Origin of the sequence: Paenibacillus thiaminolyticus, from assembly GCF_007066085.1 — a bacterium.
Taxonomy (GTDB): Bacteria; Bacillota; Bacilli; order Paenibacillales; family Paenibacillaceae; genus Paenibacillus_B; species Paenibacillus_B thiaminolyticus.
Genome location: NZ_CP041405.1, coordinates 3,722,531 through 3,737,962 on the forward strand (window position 1 = coordinate 3,722,531; position 15,432 = coordinate 3,737,962).

Sequence of the window (15,432 nt, forward strand, 5' to 3'; positions counted from 1 at the left end):
AGGCCGCTTCACTCTTTCTATCTTTTGAACTGTCTACAAAACGGGTTGCAGTTCACTGTGTAGACCAAGCGTCCGCGCTTTTGCCGTACGAATGTCACGGATAAGCTCCGGGTTTTCTACTAAGGACACCCCATAAGAAGGAATCATTTCTTTTATTTTCGGTTCCCACTCTTTCATTTGCTGCGGGAAGCATTTTTCGATGACCTCAAGCATGACGGACACGGCGGTCGAAGCACCCGGAGAAGCACCGAGCAAGGCGGCTATCGATCCATCGGAGGCACTAACCACTTCCGTACCGAATTGAAGCGTCCCTTTACCGCCGGCAACTGTATCTTTGATAACTTGCACACGCTGACCCGCCACCAGCAGATCCCAATCCTCGCTTTTGGCGTTCGGGATAAACTCTCGCAACTCTTCCATGCGCTTTTCCTTCGATAGCATAACTTGCTGGATTAGGTATTTTGTCAACGACAGGTTTTTCGCACCTGCCGCCAACATCGTGAGCACATTATTCGGTTTTACAGAACCTATTAAGTCAAACATGGAACCGGTTTTTAAGAACTTCGGCGAGAAGCCGGCAAACGGCCCAAAGAGCAATGATTTTTGATTACCGATAAATCTGGTGTCAAGATGCGGAACCGACATTGGAGGTGCGCCAACCTTGGCTTTACCATATACTTTGGCATGATGCTGTGCCACTACTTCCGGATTATTGCACACCATAAATAACCCGCTTATCGGGAATCCTCCAATATGTTTTCCTTCAGGAATACCGCATTTTTGAAGTAAAGGAAGACTTCCTCCCCCGCCGCCGATAAAGACAAATTTAGCCGTATGGCGTTCGACTTCGCCTTTATCATTCCGTACTTTCAATTCCCACAAGCCGTCGCTAGTACGATTCATATCCTCAACGCGATGTTTGTAATGGATATCGACGTTTTTATTCTGCAAGTGATCGAATAATATGCGCGTTAAAGCGCCAAAGTTGACATCTGTGCCGGATTCGATTCGTGTTGCCGCTATCGGTTCATTGAAGGTCCGGTCTTTCATAATAAGAGGAATCCAATCCTTCAATTTTGCCGGGTCATCGGAAAATTCCATCCCGTGAAACAAAGGATTGTTTGAGAGCGCTTCAAAACGTTTTTTCAAAAACGCTACATTTTGCTCCCCTTCTACTAAGCTCATATGAGGCAATGGCATGATGAAGTCTTGCGGATTCCGAATCAGATTGCTTTTTACAAGATAAGACCAAAACTGCAGGGAAACCTGAAACTGTTCATTCACTTTTATCGCTTTGCTAATATCGATGGACCCGTCCGGTTTTACGGTTGTGTAGTTCAGTTCGCACAGCGCAGCATGCCCTGTTCCCGCGTTATTCCATTCGTTAGAGCTTTCCTCTCCTGCACTTGCCAGCTTCTCAAACACTGTTATTTCCCAGTACGGCACTAATTCTTTCAACAATGTCCCCAAAGTCGCACTCATGATTCCGGCACCAATTAAGATAACGTCTGTTTCGGTTTGTCTGCTGCTCATTTTTACCGCCCTTATACGCTGATATTTGAAGAAAAGATGTAGGCGCTCCTGCCTGCTCCCCCTTCACAGCAAGCCAGAGTGTGATCGGAATCATACACCTTTTCTAATATTACCTGATCATAGTATACCACTATCATTGAAAGATTAAGTTATTTACTATTATATGACAGTTACAAAGTAAATAAAAGCCAGTAAATTTCGGTGAGGATTTTGCGGTAAAGAATAGGAAACCGCTTACAATTCCACTCTCATCGAATGCATTTGCAGCCGATATAGCTATCAGTCTAGCACTTATTTCGGTGTCGAGCCATATGATAAGCATGCAAGTTACATTATTTTTATAGGAGGAGGACGATTTGTCTTTAGAGAAGTTTGTAGATGCATTACCTATTCCCTCCATCTTAAAACCAATTGATAAACGCGGCGGCATCCCATTCTATGAAGTCACCATGAAACAAGTCAAACAGAAGCTGCATCGCGATTTGCCGCCAACTACCGTGTGGGGCTACAACGGGATGTATCCTGGCCCCACATTCGAAGTTCGAAGAAATGACCCCATTTTGGTTAAGTGGATAAATAAACTGCCGTTTGAACACCTGCTGCCCGTGGATCGAACGATTCATGGAGCAGAACCAGACACCCCTTCTGTCAGGACGGTTGTACATTTGCATGGAGGCCGTGATTGGCCGGAAAATGACGGGTATCCAGAGGCGTGGTTTACGCGAGATTTTAAAAATGTTGGACCGAAATTCGTTCATAAAGTCTATTATTATCCAAACTGTCAACGCCCGGCAACGCTATGGTATCATGACCACGCCATTGGCATCACACGTTTGAATGTGTATGCAGGCCTTGCGGGCTTCTATCTCCTCAGAGATAAAAAAGAGAAAAAGTTGAACCTGCCTAGTGGAAAATTTGAAATTCCGCTCGTCATCCAGGATCGTTCGTTCTATCCAAATGGTGAACTGTTCTATCCTACCCAGCCAGGCCACGAGCCGCCTCCAGCACCACAGCCGCCTCCACCATTAGATCCGACATTGCCAAACCCATCCGTTGTCCCGGAGTTTTTCGGCGACACCGTTCTCGTCAACGGAAAAGTATGGCCATATCTTGAGGTCGAGCCACGGAAATACCGATTCCGCATCCTTAATGGTTCCAATGCTCGGTTTTACCGTATGCGATTGAGTTCTGGCCAAGATTTTGTCCAAATCGGTACAGATGGAGGGCTTCTGAAAAACCCGATCACCGTATCCCAAATCATCCTTGCACCGGCTGAACGAGTCGATATCATTGTCGATTTTTCACACCATAAAGGCCAAAGCATCATCTTAACCAATGACGCCCCAGCCCCATTCCCTGACGGCGACCCGCCTTCTCCGGACCTTGCGCAAATTATGGAATTTCGTGTCAAACAAAGACTCTCCAAGCCTGATAAAAGTGAAATTCCAAACAAGTTGAGTTGCCTGGAACAACTGAACCCTAACGATGCGATAACCGTTAGAAAAAACACCTTAATTGAAAGTACGGATGACTTCGGACGTTTGAAGCTTTTGATAAATAATTTGGAGTGGAATGAGCTGCCGCTTACGGAAACCCCGTACAATGGTACGGTAGAGATTTGGGAACTGTACAATACGACGCCTGACACCCATCCGATGCACGTGCACCTTGTTAATTTTCAAATTTTGAATCGTGCTGAGTTCACGGGCGATCCCAATGGTCCAGACCTGATCGTCGGACCACCGAAGCCACCCGATCCAAGCGAGAGGGGCTGGAAGGATACCGTTCGTGCCAATCCTGGGGAGGTTACCCGTATCATTGCCCGTTTTGGGCCATTTCCAGGAATCTACCCATGGCACTGTCACATCCTGGAACATGAAGACCATGATATGATGAGACCATACGAAGTTCTCGATAATCAGAGCTTTAACCCGTGTGAACCGATCCCCGGAGAATGTTCGGATGAATCATTCTCGCAATGCTTTGACTGCGACACACATCATGAACATGACGAGGATTGAACCAAACACTGCCTATTAGACATGCTATACCATCTTAGGACGTAAGCAAGCTTTAGAGGCCATCCTATGGCGGGATGGCCTTTTCGTTTTAGGCAGGCTTTACGTATCTGTAGAATTCATATCGTTCCCCCAATGAGGTACACCTTCTCCGTTACAGTCCCAGTGATTAACAGGCAACACCCCCATATTTCCTGCATAGTTATAGATCAGCGCGGCAAAAAGCCCCTTCCCAAGAAACACGGAAACGTTGGCCCTAAGTAACGGCATTAAGGAGGTGTTTTCAATGAAGTCGAAATATGTAAAAGAGTTTTTCTTTTTCCCCGATATCTGCATCATGTGCGGAATCTGCCTGGTCAGTTTTGGCTTTCTGATTCCGAACCTGGCAACCATTGGCTCATGGATTGCTTTTGCCATAGGCATGGCCGCTTATGCCGCTACCGAGTATTTCACGCACCGCTTCCTTTTTCACCTAAGAACTCCGAAGAACCCCTTCTTCTTAAAATTACTTAAGCGTTTACATTATGATCATCACTCCAATCCGCATGACCTGCATTTATTGTTTCTGCCTTTGTGGTACACTCTGCCGAATATCCTCATCGCGGGAACCATTGCCTACTTTATTTCAGCAAGCTTCGTGATTGCAAATGCTTTTATCGCTGGCGTGATCCTATTCCTCCTATTTTATGAGTGGAAGCACTATATCGCCCATCGTCCGATTACCCCCGTCTCCCCATGGGGCCGTTGGATGAAGAAAGTCCATTTATGGCATCACTATAAAAATGAAAATTACTGGTACGGCGTGACAAACCCGGTGTTTGATCTCGCATTGGGAACCTTTCAGGATCAAAAAAATGTCGAACTAAGCCAGACGGCCCGCAACCTTGAACAACGCGATAGTAAAAAACTCGACCTGTAAAGAAAAAACAACCCGCCAAACGCCAAAGTTTGCGGGTTGCTTCTATAAGCGGTAATCGAATTTTTCTTCTAAGATAGCCTCACGGAAAATCCAGTTCGTCATCGATGATGCGAAACATTTCCCTAGTCCGTGCCGGGTACCGGGCGTCCAGTTCCTCCCCCTGTTGATTCGGTAAATTTGATAGAATTCATCAACTCGAAGAAGTATTTTGGTTCATGAGTCTGATAGAGATTGAACCATGAATGTAATGTTTCTGGTGCAAATACATCCAGCACTTTCAACACATGCATCGTAAATTCCAACGGAGCTATTCCTGATGCCGTAACTAAATTCCCATCAGTTACTGCTGGTTCCATTTCATAATATTTTTCTCCATTATAATTGGGACAGATCATTTTCATATATTCTAGATTGTTGCTTGTATGCCTTCTTGAGTTTAGCACTCCCATCTTTGCAAGTCCCAGTGTTGCACCACAAATCGCCGCAACAACAGTACCTTCTTTTAAAGATGTAGAAGCTTTTTGCAATAAAGGTTCGTGAATTGCTTCTGTCCAAGTATTCCCGCCCGGAAGAACTAGAACATCAGTACGTTCCAAAATACACTCATCAATAGAAATACTAGGCAGTATTTTCAATCCTCCCATTGTAGTAACAGGATTCTTATCAACGCCTACTGTAACCACCTCTAAAGGCGCTAATTCCTTTTTGAAATACCTTCCCGAGTTGAGTTCCGCATTTAAATAACCTACCTCCCAGTCTGACATCGTATCAAATACATAAAGATACACTTTTTTTGTATGCAAGACACACACTCCTTTTGTAATGGATCAATCGATATACCCTAATATAAAAAAACTTTACTGACATCCTCCGTCAGTAAAGTTCATCAAGCTTGATAATAATCAATTAACTCATAAAGAACTTCAATAAGCTTTTGCTTCAAACTTAGTGGTTCAAGTACTTGAATAGATTTGCCGTAAGGTAAAAGTAAATACGGTACATACGTATGCATTGCTTCTTCTTCTAGTAGAAATATCGCTTTCTTTGAAGTCCGTTCTTTGAAATGATGCCCTAAAAACCAATGCTGGCATAAGTTATCCAACGCACTTGTCGTACCACCAACAACGAAAGGCATAAGTACTTGCTTATCTTCTACTTCGGGTAGCAGGCTTTTCATAAAAAATTCACCTGCCGAAAAAGGCTTTGGACGATTGAAGGTAATTTCTGTTTGCATAATACTGATAATTCGCCCTACTCTAAAACTGCGGATTTCATTCCTTAAATGACAAAATGCAGTGACATACCAGTTATTATTCCAATAAATGATTCCATATGGATCAACAATCCTGCGCTTGGGTTCCTCTTCACGACTTGTATGGTATTCAATTTCTACAGATGATTCGTTTACAATACCTTGCTCCAATTTCTTCAATATTGGCTCCATAGATGATTTTCCAGTTGGACTTATGACTTCAAGCCCATTTACATGTTGCTCGATCATTCTTTCCTGCTCTTGATTGGAATACATGGTTAGCTTTGATGTTGCTCGGTTTAATGCCTCCCCTAAAAAATATCCAGCTTCTTGGGCAAAAACAGCAGCATGCAGTAATGCGGTTTTCTCGTCAATATCAAAAAGAAGAGGACTTTTAATAAAATTATTCAACAGGGTATACCCACCATGATGACCTGTGTCCGATATAATCGGCACACCACTGGCAGAAAGTGCATCAATATAACGGTAAACCGTCCTTATATTCATCTCTAACTTTTCAGATATTTGTTTTGCAGTAATTTTCCTGCCTGAATTCAACATCCATAGAATCGCCATCATATTGTCAATTTTAGACATAATACTTTACCTCATTATTCCGCTCTATACGAACGTATTCAATCGAAATAAATTTATTTTGCTTAACACAGTTTGATTCCGCCAACCACCAACCACATAAAATTAAAACCGCTTATGTTTGCGGCGTTGATCCTCCCTTCCACTTCTCCTTCAATGCTGTCAAATCCTCTACGAAGAACCTTAGTAAATTAGGTCTCCTTCTTACGGCAAGCGGGTGATAGGTAAAGCTGATCGGGATACCCTGAAACTCATACCAGCTCCCTCGCAATTCCTTGACACTGGCATTCTCCTTCTGTGGGAAGACTGCTTCCGCCACGACATTCCCAAATCCAAATAATATCACCGGCTGCTTCTGAAGGATCTGTAACTGTAGATGGGGGAGACATGCTGCTCTGGCCTGCGGCTTATTGTAAGCACGCATCGGCCGGCATTTCAGCAAATAGGTGACATAAACCGAGTTCGTATCTATACCCGCTTCCCTCATGCCGAGTTGGAGTGTTTCCCGGGTGCCGCACAAAAACGAACTTCCTTGCCGATCCTCACGGGCTCCCGGATTATCCAGGATCATCATCAGCTTGGCTTTCGGATTTCCTTCACCCCAGATGACACGAGTCCGTTGCTTAGATAGCTCGCAAAGCTCACAATGCTGAATACCTTCGGGCGCTTGTTCTTCAGGCAAGATTACAAAGGGATGATCCATTTCCGTGTCACGCAGCTCCTTCCTTTCTTTTGTACGCAATGATTTCATTATGCCCACCCAAAGCAAAAATTTGCCTTTATTTATGAGGCGGTTCACCGTAACGTCTGAAATGGCGAAAAAAAGAGACTGTTATTTATACAGCCTCAGTGATGTGGTGGTACGTGTAAAAACCATATCAAAAATTAATGTTTACTAGACTTAATGATAATACGCCACCTTACTGTCAGTACAATCATAAGAATTGCGATAAATCTTCTTCGACAGTCATGTATTTCCTGGGTGGGAGATAAATACAATCAATACGTTTTCTCCAGAACCCATTCCTGCCATGGTTAAGACCAGGTAAATTCCCCCTTGAGCCCATTTGTCTTTAACAACGGTTCAAGCCGCTCCTCCATGATTTTGCTGTTAGTTCCGCCGCCGAAGGATGGGGTATACCACTTAGGAACAATGAGTGATGGATAGGTTCTCCTATTAATAAATCCACTTTCCTTCATAAGTTTGTCAGGCGTGTCCACACGAGCAAAATCAATATATTCGGCATCGTGTTTCACTAGCAATTCCAAGAAGCCATCCAAACACCCACTTAGTGCATCATGAGCTCCAAAATAATCAACAATTCGAATACATGTAGCAGATTCGTTCGCCACAATAAAATGCCTACAATGTCAGACGCTTCATTGCAAACTTTGGTTGCTTGATAGTGGTAGAGGGGATGGTGAAAATACGATCCGTTTTCCAATACATGTTAATCAATGCGACTACATCGTTGATTCAATCGACGGGGCAAATTTCAAATGTATTCTATCCTCAAGTTAAGGCAAGTACCTTGTGAATTGTGATTGACTCATAGGTCCTTAACCCATATAATTGAGAATATCTTGAACAGTTGTAAATGAGCGGATCGCATCACCCGACAGAGGTTTCTTGCATTCTTCCTCCATTATTACGATTAAATACAAGTTTGCCAGGAAGCCCCAACTCTCAATAGCATCCATCTGCGTCTCGGCCCGAATTGTTCCCGCTTCCACTTCAAGTAGTTGCGTAAACGAATATTGGATCATGCTCCGAGGCCTACACCGTAGAAGAATTTCAAGGGATTCATTTTAATAAGTACTGGTATATACCGCTAAAGCAATGTGTGTGATTAAATACCCCACTTTTTCGTATTTACAACAGCCTCAACTCTGCGCTTTACCACTATTCGTGATGGTTCACCGTAGCACCCTAACTGCAAACTCATTAGCTCCTCAATTTTCAGTGGCGTTTTGTGGAAGAACAGCATGAAGAACTGAAAACGAATACTAGTTACTCGATTGAAAATTCATGAATGTAGCCTGCTTCCCCATGTCCGGGAAATATAACAGAATCTATAGGTAAGGATTTCAAAAACGGCAACGTGATTTCTGCATATTTTTTTTTGCTTCCTCCAGGTAACCTTGTAATGGTTTGTTTCCCTTTTATAAGGCTATCGCCAGTAAATACAAATATATCATCTATTAAAATACATACACTTCCATCAGAGTGCCCCGGTGAATGAATAATTTCGATTTTGTGATTTTCCCAGTTAAAACACTTATAATCATTAAAAGTCTCATCCGCTTTACAGCTATATGGTTGGATATTTTCCCCTGATATTTTGGTCTCGGATGAGTAAAAAAATAAAAGTGCATCAAAATAGGCAGAAGCATTGCGTCTAGGATCAGACAAATTTTGTGCACATTGATCTATAGCAATTACCTTACCGTTAAAATTCCCCCTCACCCAGTTAACCCCAGATATATGATCATAGTGTTCGTGTGTGAGCAATACGATTACGTCTATAATGTTTTTATCCTTCAACAACTGTAATGCATCAGTATTCACGCAAGGGTCTATAATGAGGGCCTTATCATTTGAAATCAGAAGATACATTCTTGAGTCTATAAGATCAAATGAGAAACTATACAGTTCACAATCAATAATCTGAAATAAGCATTTCACAATAATTCATTCTCCCTAGCTCAATAGTCATTGCTCCCCAGGTTAAACCAGACCCAAATGCAGACAAGCAACATTGATAGGTGTTGTCAACGACGGCTTGTCCCAAGTTATGTACGATATTTATAGGGATGGATGCACCACTGGGATTCCCAAAATTCTCAACAATATTCATAGGAATCTTTTCATCGGGGATTTCCAGTTTATCCGCTAGTTTTTTCAGCATAAACTTATTAGGTTGGTGGAATAAAAACCAATCGATATCCTCTTTTCTTTGTTCAGCAAAATTTAGGGTTTCATCAATTAAAGCGGGGACTTCCGTCTGGACAAAAGTAAAAACTTCAGACCCTTTCATCTTCAAGTTGTCCAGACTGCGCAAGTTCCCATCATTGTCCAGATCCCTAAGGACTGCTGTTTCTTCAGAACTTGCCAATCTTGAACCTCCGGCAGGTATGATCAATGCATCTCTGCGGCTCCCGTCATTATACATAGTAAAATGAATATCCTTCGCATTGAGATCATTCTCCACAACAGCAATCCCTGCCGCATCTCCTATTAATGGATAACTGTTTCTGTCCTTCACAGATACTTTTTTGCTTAGCGTATCTGCTGTAAATAGAATAACCTTTTTATCCCCCAAGTGTTCCAATAACATAAAGGCTTGCATCAATCCATGTAAGAATGCAGCACAGCCCTGATTGGTATCAATGCAGATTACGTCATTCGCCAAGCCGCATTCACCGTGGATCACGTTGCTTACATGGGGCAGAAGGTAATCGGGTGTCGTCGTGACGACTATAATGCCGCCGATTTCATCCTTTTTTACAAGTTCTTTTTCCAACATATAATTTAAGCCAAAGACACAGAAATCAGAACTTGCTGTAGTCTCCTTCACGATCCGGTGTTTCTCAAACCCCATAATTTTTTTTAAACGTAGGGTCTGCTTTTCAGGAAAATTATAATTGTGGACCTCATCTTCAAACCTTATTTCGGTTTGTGGAAGTACACCCAACATACCTGTTATTTTCTTTCCCCGAAAAATGGTTTTCATATCGCTCCCCCATGTTTTCGAATTACATTAGCGATGGATTCAACGCTGATGAAATTTTCAGGAACAATAGCAAGCGCATCGATAATTACATCATATTCCTCTTCAATCATAGTCACCAAAGAAATGATATCGAATGAATCCAAAACCCCATCTTCAATAACTCCCTCATTGGAGATAAAGTCATGTTCTGGATACAGTTCATTTAAGAATTCATATATTTTTTTCATTTTCTAATTACTCCATTTCTTGGTTTAAACCTATCAGTTTTATTGATTCTCCGTCTTTACTAATTAATAGGTAGTTTTCATCTTCATTGACTATTAACTCATCTCTATTTTTACCTTGATTCAAGAACACCGTTTTATCCCAAGTATGTTTTACATTATTAATTATTACTTTTGGTTGTCCCATTCTTCGAAGAGCGCCATAATCCATAGCTCTCAAAAACGCTTTGATTTTATGGATATCCCAACTTATCTCCAAAAATCCACCATTGGGTATATCCTTGGATAAGTGTAACTTGCCTCTTAATTCCTCATTCTGCTTATAACTACTGATTCCCCCAATTAACAAATCATTTATAATCAATTTAAACGTATCGAAGGCTATCTGGTTTTGTAATCTTAAGAGTGATAACGATGAAAATGAATCATCCAATTGAATTTCCCTTTGAATAATGATTTCCCCTGCATCAATTCTCTCATCAACATAATGCCATGTGATTCCAGTCGTGCTGTCTTGTTCATAGATTGCCCAAGCCTCAGCATTCCTTCCAGGATGTTTGGGAAGTAATGAATTGTGGTAGTTGATGATGGACAAACACCGATTTCCGATAACCTCCGCAGGAATGATGTAATAACACCCTATTACAAATATAAGTGTACTTTTTCTAATCGCAGCTAAATCCAGAAAAATTTCTTCCTTGGGAACATCGATATACTTAATTCCATTACTCGCTGCTAAACTTTCTAGTGTGGATATATTTGTAATGTTTGTTTCATAAATCGTCATTGGAATAGTGATATGCATCTGAAGTAAATGTAAAATACAGTTGGAAGCAAGTGAACCCGAACCCATTACCATAACTTGTTCGTAGTTAAGATTCATGGATAAACTCCTTTAGTTTTAACCTGTCAATCTTACCGTTTGTATTCCGAGGTAATTCTCCTAATTTAATATAGATAGAAGGTATCATATACTTGGGCAAAACGGTTCCAATCCGTCTTCTCATATCAGCAACTGAAAGTTCTTGTTCGGATTCATAGTAAAAAATAATCTCTTTCTTTTCGAAGTTATATACAATACAACCATTTTCCACTAATTTTAACGTGTTTATAATCACATGTTCAATTTCGCCAAGTTCAATTCGATATCCGGAATGCTTAATGATGGAGTCCTTTCGTCCCTTAAAGATGAGTTCGCCTCTATCATTTTCTAAAACAATATCCCCAGTTCGATAGATGATTTCAGGATAAGAATGATTTAACGGGTTTTGAACAAAAGCCACAGCCGTCTTTTCCGGATTATTATAGTATCCCATAGCTAAGGAGGTCCCTCTAACACACAACTCTCCTTCTTCATTCACACCGCACAGCTTATTTTCTTCGTTCAGGATAAAAACATCGGTATTCTTGCAGGTAACCCCAATGGGAATCGGTTCATCATCGGATAATTCTCGATCCACAATATAATAAGTGCAATCCAGCGTGATCTCGATGGGGCCGTACAAGTTGATGAATCTTGCTTGTTTTAAATGCTTCTGCCAATAATTGAATTGTTTTGTAGGAAATACTTCACCCGCAAACCAAACTGATCTTAAAGAAGGCAATGAAATTCTGGACAATAGATCCATGTTTGCAATATTGACCATGATCGTGGGCACCCAGAAAATATACGTTGCCTTATGTTCCTGCAGTAATTGTAATAAACGAGCCGGGAATGCCGATAATCCGTCAGGCAAAATCAGGATTGTACTTCCAAGTGCCATTAACATGCACAATTCAAAGCTGTAAATATCAAAAACGCTGGGAGACAAACTTCCGATAACTTCGCCATCACTAATTCCTGTCGTATGGATCGCCCACTCTGTAAAATCGATAAAGCTTCTGTGATTCAATACCACACCCTTCGGCACGCCCGTCGATCCGGAAGTATTGATAATGCACAACGGATCGGTATCTATGATTTTCCCCAATATACCATCAAGCACATCTTGTGAATAAGTTTCGTTTCTAAGATCAATCTGGTCCATGTTCAGCACCTTCTCGCTGGGCCAGATACCCTCAAGCTTAGGCATAAATTTGTTATTGGTTATAATCAATTCCGGTTCAATTAACTTAATAATGTTGCTGATTCTTTGAACGGGCGTTTTCGTATCCAAGTTCATATATGCATTTCCGGAGAATATAATCGATATATTCGCTACAATCGTTTCTATTTGCTTGTCCAATAATACGGCCACCGGTTTGCGAATAATTCCGTTGACTTTTCGGTTTATGATCCCACTCAATTTTTTCGCATCCTCTGATAAATCAAGGAAGGAAATATTTCGATCTCCGTCGATAACAGCAGTTCTAGCCGGAACCCTTTCGGATGTAACCTTTAGGTAATCTAATAAGTTCGTATGCAAAATAGGAGCTCCTTTTTTCATAATACTCAACCATTAAGGAGGAGACATATCATTAGCAAGAAACTATTCTTTCTCCATTTTTACCTTTTATATATTCATGAACTAGATCTTCTGCTGTAAAAGGCTGCTCTAAAAAGTAATGGATATCATTTTCTAATTTTTTTCGAATCTCTCGATAAGCATCCTCTTTTGAAATACAAGTAATAGGCTTATTACCAATATGGGTCTTTTGTAAGAAACCATTTTCAAATAAATAATCCCCAAAATAATATGAACATGCTGGCTTTACACCAGCACACCCAGCATACAATATATAGTCATCCTCATATTGGTTTCCTTCTGCATCAATTATTGTTCCACTAAAATGCATATCAAAACGATAAGGAACTCTCATTATATCTTCAACATAATGAATGTAAGTAAAGCATTCGCCTATTTCCGCACCCAAAAAGAGAAACTTCACATTTTCTTGTTGATGTAGAATATCATAACCACTATTTTTACCGAGTGAGCTTTTTCCGACCTTTTCAAACATATTTGCTTTGTCTCCAACGGCTATCATCGACAAAATTGGATCAATAGATCGTACTACTCCCGGCTGATTCCTAATATATTCATTTAATGCTCCCATTGATGTTCTGCTATTTTTCACATCATATATTTCTTTGTTGCAGAAACTAAAGGTAAACGCAGGAAATACCAGCGTTCCAACATTTAATTCTTGCAATATTTCATATAAATAACCCAAATATTTCTTTCTCTTCAACTCCGGATTTAAAGTGCCAAATGCAACGTCCGTATGTACAAATAAGGTATCGCATTCATGAGCTCCTACTTCTTTCAGCTTATCTAAAATATCCTTCGTGGTATACCAAATTCCATTACTATCTTTAAATAGTCTCACATCATTCATAGTAGGCCTCCATCCGCATACATATTTCTTCCTGTGATGAATCTAGCCATATCGCTCAATAAAAATGCGCATACACTTGCAATATCATCAGGCTTACCCAAGCCGAGCAAGGATTGTTCGATAACTTTATTAAAATTTTCTTCGTTAGCATACTCTTTAAGTGTTTCTTGTACCATCTCCGTCATAATATTGCCTGCAATAATTCCATTGATTCGTATTTCTTTTTTAGCTAATTCGAATGCCAGGCTTGTTACAGCAGCATTCATTGCGGCCTTGGAAGCAATATATCCAGTCTCATATGCGCGCGGTTGTACAGATAATATGGAAGAGATACAGACGATACTTCCTCCGCTTGAATATTTCTTTTTAACATATTGCCTAACAAGCTCAATAAACGGAAAAAAATTCGTTTCCATCACATCAGATAAGCGTTTTTTATTAAGACTCTGTAAAGGCATTACATAGGGAATCCCCGCACAATGAACCATCCCGTTCAATTTTATTCCGTCTTGAACCATTTGATCGAAAAATGGACTCAATTCTTCTTCTTTTGATAGATCTAAAGAAAGAATCTGATGATTTCTCCCCACAAGCTGGAGCATGGTCTCATTTAATCGCTCTTCATTGCGGCCACTCAGTATAATTTGTGCACCTAGCTTTGATAAGTAAATGGCAGTTGCTCTTCCAATTCCAGACGAGGCACCGGTAACAAGTATCTTTCTCCCCGCAAAATCAAGAGGGTTAAAATTACTGTTCTCCATAATACGCCTCCTCAAAGTAACTATCAGAATAAACCATTGGAAGTACGTCCTTGGTTTCAACTTCGAAAGATACAACACCCCAAGAAAGCCCAATACCAAAGCCGGATGTGATTAATTTCAGCTTATCCGCGACAGCTTCTCTGCTGCATAAATTAACAATCGTAATCGGAATGCTTGCGCCATTTGTATTACCGTATCTGTCAATTGAAATCGGCAGCTTCGATTGATCGACCTTCAATTTTTTCCGAATATGGTTCAACATAAATAAATTGGCTTGATGTAAAACACAGTAATCATAATCATCCATAGACCCGTCAAATGTCTTGAAATACTCATCAAATGCCTGTGGTACTTCTGTAATCGTAAATTCAAAAACTGCCGCCCCATCCATTTCCGGCTTTGTAATTTCCCAATAGGATTCATTATCCTTAAGCGGCCTTCTAGTATTTCCTCCCGGTGTGATTAAAGCGGTGTATCCTTCACCATTTGAATGTAACAGGGAACGGACAGTTGTATTGCCTCTTTCAAGAAGAGTGGCAGAACCTGCATCTCCAAACAACATCTCATCTTTAATATTGGTTTCCTTGTTTTTTCTTAGGATATCCCCTGTCAGTAAAAGAATGCGATTTACAGCACCGCTTTGTATAAGACTTGAAGACAAAAACATTCCATAAACGTATCCGGAACAGCCTAAGTTAACATCAAAGGATAAACAATTTTTCGATAACCCAAGACGTTTATGCAAAACATGCGAAGTAGCAGGTTGAATATAGTCTGGAGTTTGTGATATAAAAATAATCGCATCTATACTTTCTGCTGAATATCCCTTATGGGCTAAAAGATTTTTTGCGGCTTCATAACATAAATCTGAGGTTGTTTGTTTCTCGTGAGTGACATGCCTATGTACAACTCCAGTGTTTTTAATAAACTTTTTAACGTCCTCTTCGCCTAATACTTCTGCATAATTGTTATTGTCCATTTGTTTGGATGGAACAGCACAAGCAATTCCGCTTACTAAGATATGATTAAACAATGCGCTTGGCATTGTGACTTTCCCCCTTTCACCTTACAATAGAAGC

General features: G+C 40.8%; 15 protein-coding genes. 2 read left to right on the plus strand and 13 right to left on the minus strand.

Translation table 11 applies throughout. The annotated features are described in order from the left end of the window. Positions 1-33 precede the first annotated feature (33 nt). Entirely contained in the window at positions 34-1,548 is a 1,515-nt protein-coding gene (mqo, locus tag FLT43_RS16530) for a malate dehydrogenase (quinone) (protein ID WP_255321580.1), read from the minus strand. A 341-nt stretch (positions 1,549-1,889) separates the two neighbouring features. On the opposite strand from mqo, the gene FLT43_RS16535 reads away from it, so the two are divergent. Both FLT43_RS16535 and FLT43_RS16540 read left to right on the plus strand, forming a co-directional pair. Continuing rightward, positions 1,890-3,554, plus strand: a complete 1,665-nt coding sequence (locus FLT43_RS16535) for a multicopper oxidase family protein (protein WP_087440324.1) — start codon at positions 1,890-1,892, stop codon at positions 3,552-3,554. Between the two features lie 283 nt (positions 3,555-3,837). Then, positions 3,838-4,470: a sterol desaturase family protein gene (locus tag FLT43_RS16540; protein WP_087440323.1), complete on the plus strand. Its 633-nt coding sequence runs from the start codon at positions 3,838-3,840 to the stop codon at positions 4,468-4,470. Between the two features lie 122 nt (positions 4,471-4,592). On the opposite strand, the gene FLT43_RS16545 is transcribed toward FLT43_RS16540, so the two are convergent. The 12 genes from FLT43_RS16545 to FLT43_RS16600 form a co-directional block, all read right to left on the minus strand. Beyond that, positions 4,593-5,273, minus strand: coding sequence for a type 1 glutamine amidotransferase family protein (locus FLT43_RS16545; protein WP_087440322.1), 681 nt, complete (start codon positions 5,271-5,273; stop codon positions 4,593-4,595). An 83-nt stretch (positions 5,274-5,356) separates the two neighbouring features. Next, a complete protein-coding gene (locus FLT43_RS16550; protein WP_087440321.1) occupies positions 5,357-6,319 on the minus strand; it encodes a helix-turn-helix transcriptional regulator in 963 nt (320 codons plus the stop codon). 112 nt (positions 6,320-6,431) lie between these two features. Then, a complete protein-coding gene (locus tag FLT43_RS16555) occupies positions 6,432-7,067 on the minus strand; it encodes a uracil-DNA glycosylase (RefSeq protein ID WP_373994930.1) in 636 nt (211 codons plus the stop codon). 284 nt (positions 7,068-7,351) lie between these two features. Next, positions 7,352-7,585, minus strand: coding sequence for a hypothetical protein (locus tag FLT43_RS16560; protein ID WP_127510920.1), 234 nt, complete (start codon positions 7,583-7,585; stop codon positions 7,352-7,354). A gap of 742 nt (positions 7,586-8,327) precedes the next feature. Next, on the minus strand, positions 8,328-9,002 hold the full coding sequence (locus FLT43_RS16565; protein WP_087440317.1) for an MBL fold metallo-hydrolase: 675 nt from the start codon (positions 9,000-9,002) through the stop codon (positions 8,328-8,330). Continuing rightward, positions 8,977-10,050 carry a 3-oxoacyl-ACP synthase III family protein gene (locus tag FLT43_RS16570; RefSeq protein ID WP_087440316.1) on the minus strand — a complete coding sequence of 358 codons (1,074 nt, stop codon included), beginning with the start codon at positions 10,048-10,050 and terminating at the stop codon, positions 8,977-8,979. Before FLT43_RS16570 ends, FLT43_RS16565 begins: the two co-directional genes overlap by 26 nt. Next, the gene (locus tag FLT43_RS16575; protein WP_087440315.1) at positions 10,047-10,277 is read right to left on the minus strand and encodes an acyl carrier protein; all 231 of its coding nucleotides are present in this window, start codon (positions 10,275-10,277) and stop codon (positions 10,047-10,049) included. The genes FLT43_RS16570 and FLT43_RS16575 overlap by 4 nt, the downstream gene beginning before the upstream one ends. Before the next feature lie 7 nt (positions 10,278-10,284). Further along, the gene (locus FLT43_RS16580) at positions 10,285-11,157 is read right to left on the minus strand and encodes a formyltransferase family protein (RefSeq protein WP_087440314.1); all 873 of its coding nucleotides are present in this window, start codon (positions 11,155-11,157) and stop codon (positions 10,285-10,287) included. Beyond that, positions 11,147-12,679, minus strand: coding sequence for an amino acid adenylation domain-containing protein (locus tag FLT43_RS16585; RefSeq protein WP_087440313.1), 1,533 nt, complete (start codon positions 12,677-12,679; stop codon positions 11,147-11,149). Before FLT43_RS16585 ends, FLT43_RS16580 begins: the two co-directional genes overlap by 11 nt. A 52-nt stretch (positions 12,680-12,731) precedes the next feature. After that, positions 12,732-13,592, minus strand: coding sequence for an AAC(3) family N-acetyltransferase (locus FLT43_RS16590; RefSeq protein WP_087440312.1), 861 nt, complete (start codon positions 13,590-13,592; stop codon positions 12,732-12,734). Further along, complete coding sequence (locus tag FLT43_RS16595; RefSeq protein WP_087440311.1) at positions 13,589-14,353, minus strand: SDR family NAD(P)-dependent oxidoreductase; 765 nt, start codon at positions 14,351-14,353, stop codon at positions 13,589-13,591. Before FLT43_RS16595 ends, FLT43_RS16590 begins: the two co-directional genes overlap by 4 nt. Then, entirely contained in the window at positions 14,340-15,398 is a 1,059-nt protein-coding gene (locus FLT43_RS16600; RefSeq protein ID WP_087440310.1) for a 3-oxoacyl-ACP synthase III family protein, read from the minus strand. Before FLT43_RS16600 ends, FLT43_RS16595 begins: the two co-directional genes overlap by 14 nt. Positions 15,399-15,432: the final 34 nt, after the last annotated feature.

Excerpts from the sequence above, each read along its gene's own strand:
- FLT43_RS16540 (WP_087440323.1), top strand. The coding sequence starts at position 3,838 with ATGAAGTCGAAATATGTAAAAGAGTTTTTCTTTTTCCCCGATATCTGC.
- FLT43_RS16550 (WP_087440321.1), bottom strand. The coding sequence starts at position 6,319 with ATGTCTAAAATTGACAATATGATGGCGATTCTATGGATGTTGAATTCA.
- FLT43_RS16555 (WP_373994930.1), bottom strand. The coding sequence starts at position 7,067 with ATGAAATCATTGCGTACAAAAGAAAGGAAGGAGCTGCGTGACACGGAA.
- FLT43_RS16570 (WP_087440316.1), bottom strand. The coding sequence starts at position 10,050 with ATGAAAACCATTTTTCGGGGAAAGAAAATAACAGGTATGTTGGGTGTA.
- FLT43_RS16575 (WP_087440315.1), bottom strand. The coding sequence starts at position 10,277 with ATGAAAAAAATATATGAATTCTTAAATGAACTGTATCCAGAACATGAC.
- FLT43_RS16580 (WP_087440314.1), bottom strand. The coding sequence starts at position 11,157 with ATGAATCTTAACTACGAACAAGTTATGGTAATGGGTTCGGGTTCACTT.
- FLT43_RS16590 (WP_087440312.1), bottom strand. The coding sequence starts at position 13,592 with ATGAATGATGTGAGACTATTTAAAGATAGTAATGGAATTTGGTATACC.
- FLT43_RS16595 (WP_087440311.1), bottom strand. The coding sequence starts at position 14,353 with ATGGAGAACAGTAATTTTAACCCTCTTGATTTTGCGGGGAGAAAGATA.
- FLT43_RS16600 (WP_087440310.1), bottom strand. The coding sequence starts at position 15,398 with ATGCCAAGCGCATTGTTTAATCATATCTTAGTAAGCGGAATTGCTTGT.